The 12,713-nt window shown below is 33.0% G+C and carries 12 protein-coding genes and 1 tRNA gene; 10 read left to right on the top strand and 3 right to left on the bottom strand.

Going from position 1 to position 12,713, the window contains the following annotated elements; translation table 11 throughout:
* Nucleotides 1–9: 9 nt before the first annotated feature.
* From AC3E9W_RS02970 to AC3E9W_RS02995, 6 genes are all read left to right on the top strand, one after another.
* Complete coding sequence (locus tag AC3E9W_RS02970) at nucleotides 10–1,197, top strand: aldose epimerase family protein (RefSeq protein ID WP_488766781.1); 1,188 nt, start codon at nucleotides 10–12, stop codon at nucleotides 1,195–1,197.
* Nucleotides 1,198–1,316: 119 nt separating this feature from the next.
* Nucleotides 1,317–2,342 carry an AlbA family DNA-binding domain-containing protein gene (locus AC3E9W_RS02975; RefSeq protein WP_488766783.1) on the top strand — a complete coding sequence of 342 codons (1,026 nt, stop codon included), beginning with the start codon at nucleotides 1,317–1,319 and terminating at the stop codon, nucleotides 2,340–2,342.
* A 189-nt stretch (nucleotides 2,343–2,531) separates the two neighbouring features.
* Complete coding sequence (locus tag AC3E9W_RS02980) at nucleotides 2,532–3,404, top strand: alpha/beta fold hydrolase (protein ID WP_488766785.1); 873 nt, start codon at nucleotides 2,532–2,534, stop codon at nucleotides 3,402–3,404.
* Between the two features lie 200 nt (nucleotides 3,405–3,604).
* Nucleotides 3,605–4,075, top strand: coding sequence for an OsmC family protein (locus tag AC3E9W_RS02985; protein WP_488766787.1), 471 nt, complete (start codon nucleotides 3,605–3,607; stop codon nucleotides 4,073–4,075).
* 43 nt (nucleotides 4,076–4,118) lie between these two features.
* Nucleotides 4,119–4,388: a type II toxin-antitoxin system Phd/YefM family antitoxin gene (locus AC3E9W_RS02990; RefSeq protein WP_488766789.1), complete on the top strand. Its 270-nt coding sequence runs from the start codon at nucleotides 4,119–4,121 to the stop codon at nucleotides 4,386–4,388.
* 3 nt (nucleotides 4,389–4,391) lie between these two features.
* On the top strand, nucleotides 4,392–4,685 hold the full coding sequence (locus AC3E9W_RS02995; protein ID WP_488766791.1) for a type II toxin-antitoxin system RelE/ParE family toxin: 294 nt from the start codon (nucleotides 4,392–4,394) through the stop codon (nucleotides 4,683–4,685).
* Nucleotides 4,686–4,732: 47 nt separating this feature from the next.
* Here the strand turns inward: AC3E9W_RS02995 and AC3E9W_RS03000 are convergent.
* A tRNA-Leu gene (locus tag AC3E9W_RS03000) sits at nucleotides 4,733–4,812 on the bottom strand.
* Nucleotides 4,813–5,098: 286 nt separating this feature from the next.
* Here AC3E9W_RS03000 and AC3E9W_RS03005 point away from each other — a divergent pair.
* From AC3E9W_RS03005 to AC3E9W_RS03020, 4 genes are all read left to right on the top strand, one after another.
* Entirely contained in the window at nucleotides 5,099–6,040 is a 942-nt protein-coding gene (locus AC3E9W_RS03005) for a ribose-phosphate pyrophosphokinase (RefSeq protein WP_008465976.1), read from the top strand.
* Between the two features lie 121 nt (nucleotides 6,041–6,161).
* Complete coding sequence (locus AC3E9W_RS03010) at nucleotides 6,162–6,773, top strand: 50S ribosomal protein L25/general stress protein Ctc (RefSeq protein ID WP_306154212.1); 612 nt, start codon at nucleotides 6,162–6,164, stop codon at nucleotides 6,771–6,773.
* Between the two features lie 616 nt (nucleotides 6,774–7,389).
* The gene (pth, locus tag AC3E9W_RS03015) at nucleotides 7,390–8,016 is read left to right on the top strand and encodes an aminoacyl-tRNA hydrolase (protein ID WP_488766794.1); all 627 of its coding nucleotides are present in this window, start codon (nucleotides 7,390–7,392) and stop codon (nucleotides 8,014–8,016) included.
* A gap of 138 nt (nucleotides 8,017–8,154) precedes the next feature.
* A complete protein-coding gene (locus tag AC3E9W_RS03020; RefSeq protein WP_095930681.1) occupies nucleotides 8,155–8,766 on the top strand; it encodes a superoxide dismutase in 612 nt (203 codons plus the stop codon).
* 849 nt (nucleotides 8,767–9,615) lie between these two features.
* Here AC3E9W_RS03020 and AC3E9W_RS03025 read toward each other — a convergent pair.
* The gene (locus tag AC3E9W_RS03025) at nucleotides 9,616–11,514 is read right to left on the bottom strand and encodes an amidophosphoribosyltransferase (protein ID WP_488766797.1); all 1,899 of its coding nucleotides are present in this window, start codon (nucleotides 11,512–11,514) and stop codon (nucleotides 9,616–9,618) included.
* Between the two features lie 83 nt (nucleotides 11,515–11,597).
* Nucleotides 11,598–12,521, bottom strand: a complete 924-nt coding sequence (locus tag AC3E9W_RS03030) for a PfkB family carbohydrate kinase (protein WP_223706767.1) — start codon at nucleotides 12,519–12,521, stop codon at nucleotides 11,598–11,600.
* Nucleotides 12,522–12,713 lie beyond the last annotated feature (192 nt).

Here is a 12,713-nt window from a genome sequence, read left to right on the forward strand (position 1 = left end):
ATATCATTTATGAATGTATTAAAACGTAGTGTCTTCATTTTAACTCTGTTGAGTACGGCAATAGTATTAGTTGAATGTAAAGGCGAGAAAAAAGCCGATACAGAAAAAACAGAAACTGCTGATGCAAAAGCTTCGGTTACGATTGTAAAATCGGAATACGGAACAACGGCTAAAGGTGAAAAGGTGGAAAGCTATAAACTGAAAAACCAAAATGGGATGGAAGTAGATATCATCACTTTTGGAGGAAGAATTACAGATTTGAAAGTGCCAAATAAAGAAGGTGTTTCAGAAAATGTAGTAATCGGTTTTAATTCTTTGGCACAATACGAAAAAGAGAATCCATTTTTTGGAGCTTTAATAGGAAGATACGGAAACAGAATCGCTAAAGGAAAATTTTCGCTTGACGGAAAAGAATATCAGCTAGCAATTAATAACGCTCCAAATGCTTTACACGGTGGTCCGCAAGGATATTTCAACGTGGTTTGGAAAGCTGATGAGGTTAAATCTGGTGATACTGCAGTTTTAAAATTGTCATATTTAAGTAAAGATATGGAAGAAGGTTATCCTGGAAATCTTCAGGTTTTTGTAACGTACACTTTAACAAATGACAATCAGTTAGAAGTTTTGTATGAAGCTACAACAGACAAGAAAACGGTTGTGAACTTGACGCAGCATTCTTATTTCAATTTATCAGGAGATTTTACGAAAACAATCTTAGATCACGAATTGACTTTAAATGCAGATAAATTAGTTCCAGTAGACGCAACTTTAATTCCGACAGGAAAATTAGAAGATATTGCCGGTACGCCTTTCGATTTTAGAAAACCAAAATTAATTGGAAAAGATATCGAAGCTAAAAATGACCAGTTAGCAAAAGGAAAAGGTTACGACCACTGTTGGGTATTGAACAATCCAGAAAAAGGAAAAACAATCATTGCAAAAGTATACCACGCAGCAAGCGGAAGAGTTCTTGAAATGACAACAGACGAACCTGGAATTCAGTTCTATTCTGGAAATTTCCTTGACGGAACTTTGCCAATGCCAAACGGAGGAACATTTGCACACAGAACAGGATTATGTTTAGAAACAGAACATTATCCAGATTCTCCAAATCAGAAAAACTTCCCAACAACGGTTTTGAACCCGGGAGAAAATTATAAAACGAAAACGACTTTTAAATTCTCTGTAAAGAAGTAATTTTTAAAATCTGTTAATTAGTTTAGTAATTCTAAAACCTCGAAAGTGATTTGCTTTCGAGGTTTTTTTATTGGTTAAATTATTCTTTATATTTGATTAGTTATAAAAACTTTAATAAAATGACTGTTGAGGAATTTGAGATATTAATAACAAAAAATGAAAGTTCAATATTGGATTTTAAAATGGATTTTTATGATTTTAGAAATGATAAGGATAAATCTAATACAGCAAAATTTGTTAAAGATGTAATTGCTTTTTCTAATACTATTAGAACTGAAACGTCATTTATAATTTTTGGAATTGGAGAGTCTGAATCTGGACTAGAATTAAACGGAATATCTTATACAATTGATGATGCGATTCTTCAAGATAAAATTAAAGACAAAGTAATTCCAAGACCAGTTTTTTTGTTTTCCACATTATCTTACCAAGATAAACAATTTGCTGTACTAGAATTTCCCGTTGTAAAATATGAAATGCCAATTGTTCCTTCAGTAAGCATTTTAAAAGGACTTCAGTTAGGAAGTGTATATTATAGAAATGGTACCTCAAACACTGAAGCAACCGCATATGATGTAATCAGAATTAATGATTGGTTAAAATCACTACCAGCAAAATCATCTATAAATTCATTACAAGACTTGATTTCATCTTATTTAAAAGAACTTACAAAAGGAGAACAAAAACTATCAACATTGTTCTCGGATATACTTTTAACAGCTAAGAAATATGAGTTGGAAGAACTTGCTCAGTTTTGTATAGACGAAATTAAAGGTATCAAATCAAATGACAATAAATACTCTTATAGGCTTCAATCTGTAATTTTATCATGGAATAAGATTGCTATAAATCCATATTCATATTTAAAACCGACCGCTCAATCTGTTAGAAATGAAATGGAAAATGATAAAGAGTTCTTTGATTGTAAAATTATAATGCATCATCCAATTATAGAAATTGAAAGTTATTTGGAAAAAATACAATATGAACCAGAATCTAATTATGCAACCTTAAAAACTGATTCTCAGAGTTTATTAGGGATGCCTAAAAAGCATGATTTATATCTTTATTTGTTTGCGGATAATTTTTCAAATCTTTATAGAAATATAAGGCAAAAGGCTATTGATCTTTTAATGAAAATATAACTTTCCCTATAGATCAGAATTATCTTTATGAAATCAATATTTAATTCTTTGAAAAACCTCGAAAGCGATTTGCTTTCGAGGTTTTTTTATAGGTAAAGATTAAGATAAAAAAACATTCTAAAAGAATAATATTTTGTATGTTCTTTCTTATATTTGGAAAATAACTATCCTAAAAAAAACTTTTTATTTATGAAAAAACCGATTAAACTATTATTGTTATTGTTAATTTTTTCAGTATTTGAAACAACAAATGCTCAGATTGAAATGAATTTCAAATTTGATACCCCATACGGTAAAAATGAAACCGTTGGAAAATTTGTTGTACTTAATGGTGCTAAAATCTATTACGAAGAATATGGAAAAGGAGAGCCATTATTGCTGATTCATGGAAATAACGGTAGTATTGAATCGATGGGAAATCAGATTGATTATTTTAAAACAAAATATAGAGTTATTATCGCCGATAACAGAGGTCAAGGTAAATCGGAGTTGAAAACAGATTCTTTAACTTATACTCAAATTACAAAAGATTGGGAAGGATTAGTAAATCATTTAAAATTAGATTCTATCAGCATTGTAGGATGGAGTGATGGCGGAATTGTTGCTTTGCAAATGGGAATTTCAGGAAAAACCAAAATAAAGAAAATGGTGGCAATGGGTGCCAATTTGAGACCAGACGGTGTTAATTCTTGGGCGATTAATGATGTTTCGAAAACGAGAGAGATGCTTGAGTCGAAGATTAAAGCGAAAGACACCAGTGAAAATTGGGATTTAGGAAAACAACTTGCGGGGCTTTTGCTAAACCAACCAAATATTCCAGCAAAAGACTTATCAAAAATAAAGGCAAAAGTTCTTGTAATAGCAGGAGACAGAGATATAATTAGAAACGAGCATACGGTTGAAATATTCGAAAACATACCTAAAGCACAGTTATGTATTATGCCTGGAGAAACGCATTTTGCACCGGCTTCAAATCCGGAACTTTTTAATGCAATAGTGAATAAATTTTTATCAGAACCATTTAAAAGACCAGATTCTGACTGGACTAAATGGGGAAAATAATTTTTTGGAATTTGTTAATTTATTCTAATTTCTAAAACCTCTAAAGTAATTGCTTTCGAGGTTTTTTAGTTTTAATAGCCACGAATTCACGAATTTTTTCTAAAAAATTCCAAGTTGTGAAATTGAAATTTGTGAAATTAGATTTTTACATGCATTTCAATTTGCATAAATTCGTGAATTCGTGGCGAAAAAAATCAGTTATGGCATTCAAACATTTATTCAAAACCCAATTAAACTGGACTTCCAAGAAAAATGAAACAGAATCAACAAAAAGATTCTACAGTAAAACCCATCAAATAAAAATTGAAGGAAAATCGGTTTTAGACGTTTCAGCAGCAAAAGCATTCAAAGGCGATCCAGAATTATACAATCCCGAGGATTTATTGTTGAGCAGTTTGGTTTCTTGCCACATGATGTCTTATTTATATGTCTGTTCCCAAAACGGAATTCAAGTTTTAGAATATTCTGATAATGCGGAGGGAATTTTAGAAGTAAATCCAGACGGAAGCGGTCGTTTTACAGAAGTTCGGTTAAATCCAAAAGTTACAATTGTAAACTCTGATAAAGTAGGGTTGGCTTTAGAATTACATACAAAAGCAAATCAATTGTGTTTTATTGCTAATTCGTGCAATTTTCCAGTTTTGCATAATGCGAGTTGTGAGGTTTTTTAATTTTAACGTACAGAAAAGCGTACATTTGTAAAAATTGGTAATTATGAAAACAGTTAGCGTAACAGAATTTAGAGGAAATATTAAAAAATATTTGGATATAGCAGAGTCTGAAAAATTAATAATTCACAGAGGGAAAGGTCGTTCATTTGTTGTGATTCCATTAGATGAAGAAAATGATGATTCTTTGTTGAGTAATGCCCAAAAAGTTGCAATCGATGAAGCTTTGGAAGATGTGGCAAAAGGAAGGGTTCAATCTCATCAAGATGTCATGGATGAAACTAAAAAACGTTTTCCACATTTATTCAATAGATAATCTATGATAAGAGTAATTTGGACAAATACTGCAAAAAATGATTATTGGCAAAATATTGAATATTTAGAAAGAGAATGGACTTTGCAAGATGTTTATAATTTTATAGATAAAACAGATACTCTCATTGAGTTACTGACAAGGCAAAACGTGATTTTTAAATCTTCAAATTATAAAAATGTTTTTCAGATTCCCGTTACAAAGCAAATTACATTGTACTATACAATTGTAGATAATGATAATATTGAGCTTTTAAGATTTTGGAATACATATCAAAATCCTGAAAAATTTAAATTATAGGAAAATCTATAAAACAAAAAAACCTCTTCCGTTAAGAAGAGGTTTTGTACCCGGAGCCGGAGTCGAACCGGCACGGTTTCCCACAGGTGTTTGAGACCAGCGCGTCTACCAATTCCGCCATCCGGGCTTAGCAGACGAAAAAACAATCTAAAGTGATTATTTTAACGCAATAGAATGAATTCATTTCTGTGCCCATTCCTTTAACACGGTGCAAATGTAAAAAATAAAATTAAAAATTCTAATAAAAAATCTCAAAATTTTACTTTCAGTGTTCGATTAATTTTATAAATTTGCAGCTCGTTAAAACGAAGCACACACAACTAACTACATCCGAGACATTTAAGCGTATCGAGCTTTGCAGAAATGATAAAGTAAAATTTTATTAAATGTAACGGAATAAAACAACACATATAATGTCGCACCTAGAACCAGAAGCTAAAATTTTTGCTTGTTCACAAAGTGTTTATCTTGCAGAAAAAATTGCAAAAGACTACGGGATTCCGTTAGGAAAAGTAACGATGTCAACGTATAGCGATGGAGAATTTCAGCCATCTTACGAAGAGTCAATAAGAGGATTGCGAGTATTCATCGTATGTTCAACTTTTCCAAGTGCAGATAATCTGATGGAATTGTTGTTAATGATTGATGCGGCAAAACGTGCATCAGCAAGACATATTACAGCGGTTATGCCTTATTTTGGTTGGGCAAGACAAGATAGAAAAGACAAACCAAGAGTTCCGATTGGAGCAAAGTTAGTAGCAAACCTATTAACAGCTGCAGGAGCAACAAGAATCATGACAATGGATTTGCATGCAGACCAGATTCAAGGATTCTTTGAAAAACCAGTAGATCATTTATTTGCATCTACAATCTTTTTACCATACGTAGAAAGTTTAAATTTAGAAAATCTAACAATTGCATCTCCAGATATGGGAGGTTCAAAAAGAGCATATGCTTACTCTAAGTTTTTAGAATCAGATGTAGTAATCTGTTACAAACAAAGAAAAGCAGCCAACGTTATCGACACTATGGAGCTAATTGGTGAAGTAAAAGGACGTAACGTAATCTTAGTAGACGACATGATCGATACAGGAGGAACTTTAGCGAAAGCTGCCGACCTAATGATCGAAAAAGGAGCGCTAAGCGTAAGAGCAATTTGTACACACGCTATTTTATCTGGTGGTGCGTACGAAAAAATTGAAAACTCAAAACTAACAGAATTAATCGTAACAGATTCTATTCCGTTAAAGAGAGAATCAAAGAAAATAAAAGTGGTAAGCTGCGCGCCTCTATTTGCTGAGGTAATGCAAATGGTTCACCATAACAATTCCATCAGTGGAAAATTCATTATGTAAAAGCAGTAAGCTTTAAGCCTTAGGCTGTAAGCATCGTTATGCATTTTGAAAAAGCCTAAAGCTTATTGCTTAAAGCTTACAACAAATAAGAATATTTATTTAATAACTATATTTTTTTACAATGAAATCGATTACAATTAAAGGATCAGAAAGAGAAAGCGTGGGCAAAGTGTCAACTAAAGCCTTACGTAATGCTGGACAGGTACCTTGCGTTTTATACGGAGGAAACCAAGCAGTACATTTCTCAGCAGACGTTACTGCATTCAAAAACTTGGTTTACACTCCAAACGCTCACACAGTTGTGATCGAACTTGGAAAAGGAAAATCATTCAATGCAATTTTGCAAGATATCCAAGTTCACCCAGTATCTGACAAAATTTTACACATTGACTTCTTCCAATTATTTGATGACAAAGAAATCACTATGGAAGTTCCTGTAAAAATCGTTGGTACATCTAAAGGTGTTCTTGCGGGAGGTGTTTTACGTTTAAACCAACGTAAATTGAAAGTTAAAGCTATTCCAGCAAATCTTCCTGATTTTGTTGAAGCTGACATCACTCCACTTGAAATGGGTAACAAATTATACGTTACTAAAGTTGGAAAACCAGAGTACAAAATTATGCACCCAGACAACACAGTTGTAGCTCAAGTAAGAATCTCTCGTGCTGCTATGAAAGCTGCTCAAGAAGCTGCAAAAGCTGCAAAAGCTCCTGCAAAAGGAAAGAAAAAATAATTTTTTTTCAAACTATACAAAAGCCTCAATCTTACGATTGGGGCTTTTTTTTTAAGCTTCTAAGTTTCTAAGGTACTGAGCTTCTAAGTTTGAAAAATCGTATTTTTTTGTCAGGCTGAGCGGAGTCGAAGCCCAACACAGTAATTCACGTATTCCAAATTATCTAATTGCTACATTCCCCTAATTATCTAATTATTTTTTAGAAGCACAAACCTCCGTTTTCATCAGAAGTAACATTCCTGCCATCCGCTAAATCTTTTCCTGGTCTCGTCAAAAAAAACGAGACCAGAAAAAGGATATCGCTCCTGTCAGGGCTAGCGAGAAATATCGTTTTTATAAGTTGGAATGAGGTTTGAAAAAAAATCTTGTTTCAATCTTTTGTCAAGCTGAGCGGAGTCGAAGCCACGCAAAGTATTTCATGTTAGATTGTCAAGCTTTGAGCTAAGGCTTTGACTCAAAACGAAAAAAAAAATTGCGCGACAATTCTTCGCGTTCTTCGCGTAAATCCTTCACAAACTTTGCGGTTAAAAAAACACAGCTAACAGGAAATTATCTAATTGACAAATTATCTAATTAACACATTTCCTAATTCCCCAATTAACCTTATTTTTGCTAAATGATAAAATGGATAACAAAACTGTTTTCATCAACACCCAAAGAAGAGAACACAGGTAATATGAAGAAATATTTAATCGTCGGATTAGGAAATATCGGAGCCGAATACGTAAACACCAGACATAACATTGGATTTAAAATACTTGATTTCTTAGCCAAAAAAGAAGGTCTTTCGTTTGAAACCGTAAAATTAGGTTCGTTGGCGGAATATAAATTTAAAGGGAGAACTTTTTTTCTTTTAAAGCCTAATACTTATATGAACTTAAGCGGAAAAGCAGTAAAATACTGGATGGATAAAGAAAATATTCCTCTTGAAAATATATTAGTTATTACAGACGATTTAAACCTTTCTTTTGGAACCATCAGAATCAAGCCAAAAGGAAGTGATGGCGGTCATAACGGACTTAAAAACATCAATCTGGTTTTAAATACCCAAAACTATACCCGTTATAGATTTGGTATTAGCGACCAGTTTAAAAAAGGCCAGCAGGTAGATTATGTTTTAGGAGAATGGACTGCAGAAGAAGAAGCAAAACTACCAGAACGCTACGAAATTTCTGCGGAGATAATTAGAACTTTTGGAACTGCAGGTTTAGAAAATACAATGACGACTTTTAATGGAAAATAAAGATTTTCAGTTGTTTATGTGATAAAAATGTAAATTATCAGTTAATTAAATTCAATTATAACGAAATAGTATTTTCAATTCCAAAGTTAAATGTTTAAATTTGGAATAAATTATTATAAACCATAAAATCATTTTACCATGGCTTTTGAATTACCACAATTACCTTATGCATACGATGCATTAGAACCACATATTGATGCACGTACAATGGAAATCCATCATACAAAGCACCACAATGCATACACTACAAATCTTAACGCAGCAATCGCTGGAACAGATTTAGAAGGAAAAACAATCGAAAATATCTTAATCAACTTAGATAAATCTAACGCTGCAGTTCGTAACAATGGTGGAGGTTTCTACAACCACAATTTGTTCTGGACAGTTATGTCTCCAAACGGAGGAGGATTGCCGACAGGTGATTTATTAGCTGCAATTGAAGCTTCTTTCGGATCATTCGAAGAATTTAAAGCAAAATTTGCTAAAGCTGGAGCTACACAATTCGGTTCAGGATGGGCTTGGTTGACAGTGCAAAAAGGTGGAAAATTAGAAGTTGTAGGTACTCCAAATCAAGATAATCCATTAATGCCAGAAGTTGCTGGTAATGGTGGAACTCCAATCTTAGGAATGGACGTTTGGGAGCACGCTTACTACTTAAACTACCAAAACAGAAGACCAGATTATATTGAAGCTTTCTTCAGTGTAATTAACTGGACAGAAGTTGCTAGAAGATTTGCTTTAGACAAATAAGAAAATAGAGTAAAGAAAATAGAAGAAAGACGAATGGCGAAAGCTGTTCGTCTTTTTTTTATTTATAAGTTTTAAGTTTAAGTCTTTGTTCTATTTTCTTTTATCTATTCTCTAAAAAAAATAAAATAAAAAAGGTGGAATCACTTCCACCTTTTTTGCCCCAAATCTACCATAAACTTAACCTACTAATGTTATGGTCTTGTAAAGGTAGCTCAGATATATTTTTGAATGAAACTTTATAGATGAAAGGCAACAATATCCGATTAAAAACCTATATGGGCTATTTTGGAAAATTTATAGATTTATTGCAATAAAAAAGGCGGATGTTACTCCGCCTTTTTTGCCCCAAATCTACCATAAACTAACCTACTAATGTTATGGTTCAGTAAATGTATGGCAGACATTTTTATAATGAAAATTTTTTAGATGAAAGGCAATTATACTCGATGAAAACCATATAACTAATTGTTTTTCAATAATTTAAGTTGTGAAAATAAAAAAGGCGGATATTACTCCGCCTTTTTTGCCCCAAATTTACCATAAACTAACCTACTAATGTTATGGTATAGTAAATGTAGGACAGTTATTTTTGTGAAGAAAAAATTTTAGATGAAAGGTAAGTAAATCCGATTAAGAGATATAATCGGCTGTTTATAAATTATTTGAGTTTATTCCAATAAAAAAGGTGGAATTTCTTCCACCCTTTTTGCCCCAAATCTACCATAAACTTAACCTACTAATGTTATGGTATTCCAAAAGTATCATAGCTTTTCAATTTCACCAAAGAAATAGGATGAACGGCAAAAAAAACCGATGAAATGCACAATTTAACCTTTTGTTAGTATTTTATTAATAAGCTCTAGCGTCTTTTCCTTCGTAAAAATTCATAAATGCACGATTTACAACTCTATTTCCACCAGGAGTTGGGTAGTCTCCAGTAAAATACCAGTCGCCTAAATTTTTAGGACATGCTTTATGTAAATCATCTACAGTTTGGAAGATGATTTTTACTTCAGCATTGATTTCTGGTGAGCTTAACATTTCTGCAATTTTATCTGAAATTTCTTCATCTGTAAACTGATCGTAAATTGCAGTTACATAATTCACAACATCCTTATCAAGGAAATTTTCTTGTGCTTTACATTTAGCATAAACTTCATCTACAATATGGTATAGGTTTCTTTCTTTTAATAAAGCAAGCGCTGCTCTAAAAGCAACTAGACCTTCTAGTTTTGCCATATCGATTCCGTAACAGTCTGGATAACGAATTTGCGGTGCAGAAGAAACAATTACGATACGTTTTGGTTTCAAACGATCCATCATTTTAATGATACTCATTTTTAATGTAGTACCACGAACAATACTGTCGTCAATAATTACCAAATTATCTTCTGGCTTGATTACACCATACGTAACATCGTACACGTGAGCAACTAAATCGTCACGGCTGCTATCTTCAGTAATAAAAGTTCTAAGTTTAGCATCTTTTATGGCTACTTTCTCTGTACGTATTTTTACAGATAAAAGCTCCTGAAGCGTTTCAGCAGTTAATGTATTTCTATTTTCTAGAATATAATTGTTTTTTCTCTGGTTTAAGAAATCCTGAGCGGCTTCTACTAAACCATAAAATGAAGTTTCTGCTGTGTTTGGAATATAAGAGAAAACAGTGTTATCTGTATCGCTATCAATTGCTTTAAGAACGGCTGGTAAAATTAATTTACCTAAATCTTTACGCTCTTGATAGATTTCAGCATCACTTCCTCTAGAGAAATAAATTCTTTCAAAAGAACAAGCTTTTTTAACGGTTGGTTCCAAGATCTGGTTCATGCTCACTTTACCATTTTTCTTGATAATCAAAGCATTTCCTGGATCAATTTCCTGAACACTTTCAAAAGGAACGTTAAATACAGTTTGAATAACTGGTCTTTCAGAAGCTACTACAACCACTTCGTCATCTTGATAAAAGTACGCTGGGCGAATTCCTGCTGGATCTCTAAAAACAAAAGCATCACCGTGGCCTAATAATCCAGCCATAGCATAACCTCCATCTAAATTTTTAGCAGAACGAGCTAAAATTTTAGCAATATCCAAACGCTCTGCAATTACTGGAGAAGCATCTCTTTTAGAATAACCTTCAGTTTTGCAGTCTTGGTACAATTGCATTACTTCTTTATCTAAGAAGTGACCAATTTTTTCCATTACAGTAACAGTATCAGCCATTTCTTTTGGGTGCTGTCCTAATTCAACTAGATTTTCGAAAAGTTCTTTAACATTCGTCATATTAAAGTTTCCTGCCAAAATCAAGTTACGGTGCATCCAGTTACTTTGACGTAAAAATGGGTGAACACTTTCGATGCTGTTTTTTCCAAAAGTTCCGTAACGAACGTGACCTAAAAACAATTCTCCAACATAAGGGATATTTGCTTTTAGTTCTTTCATATTGTCACCCAATTCTGGATGCTCTTTCAATTCTTCGCTAATGCGTTCGTTAATTTGTTTAAAAACGTCCTGAATTGGCTGTGCATGATTAGAACGAACTCGGCTAATGTAACGCTGTCCTGGATCAACGTCAAATTTAATGCTTGCAAAACCAGCTCCGTCTTGTCCGCGGTTGTGCTGTTTTTCCATCATTAAATACATTTTCTGGATTCCGTAAAAAGCAGTTCCGTATTTTTCTTTATAATATTCAAGCGGTTTTAGTAATCTTACTAAAGCTATACCACATTCGTGTTTTAACGCGTCGCTCATTGTTTTTGTTTTTTTGTGTGTTGTTGTAAGTTGTGTGTATTAACGTAATAAAAAAAGCCCCGTTTTATCGAGGCTCTTAGGCATTATATTTCTATGTCAAACTGAGTTAACGACTTAAATTGCTGTAATCGAATCGCTACTTCTGCTTTGCTTAATGTTTCCATCCTTTCAGTTCCAAATTTCTCTACGCAGAACGAAGCTAGATTTGAACCGTAAATAATTGCATTCTTCATATTGCCAAAAGAAATATTTTCGCTTTGCGCAATAAATCCAGAGAAACCACCTGCAAAAGTGTCTCCTGCTCCAGTTGGATCAAAAACATCTTCTAATGGTAAAGCTGGTGCAAAGAATACTTCTCTATTATGGAATAAAAGTGCTCCGTGTTCTCCTTTTTTGATCACTACATATTTAGGCCCCATATCTTGGATTTTCGCAGCTGCTTTTACTAATGAATATTCACCAGAAAGCTGTCTTGCTTCTTCGTCATTGATTGTAATAACATCTACACGTTTAATAACGTCTAATAATTCTGGAAGAGCACAGTCCATCCAAAAGTTCATAGTGTCTAAAACTACCAATTTTGGTTTTTTCTCTAATTGATCTAAAACGCTGCTTTGTACTAATGGGTGTAAGTTTCCTAACATTACCACGTCAGCATCTTTATAGTTTTGAGGAACTTTCGGCTGAAAATCAGCTAAAACGTTCAATTCAGTAACTAAAGTATCTCTAGAATTTAAATCGTTGTGGTATAAACCGCTCCAGAAGAAAGTTTTCCCTCCTTTTACAATTTCGATACCAGAGATATCAATATTTTTTGAAGTTAAAAGATCTAAATGTTCTTGAGGGAAATCGTCGCCAACTACAGAAACAATGGCCGATTGCAAGTTAAAAAATGACGCTGATAATCCGATGTAGGTTGCAGCACCACCTAATATTTTATCTGTTTTTCCGAAAGGAGTTTCAATCGCGTCGAAAGCAACTGTTCCAACAATCAATAGTTTATTCATTTTATGAATTTCGAATTAGGGTGCAAAGATACTCTATAAGTTACAATCTTGCAATGGTTTAGGTTCTCAAAATTTTCTTAAAATAATGACAACGATTTCGAAGTAAAAAGCTTGTAAATGAATTGGTTAAAATTGATTTTTTGGAATGCTTAAAATATGTTTTTAGGATTTAAAACGCAACTTATATTTTGA

The organism is Flavobacterium sp. 38, from assembly GCF_057799715.1.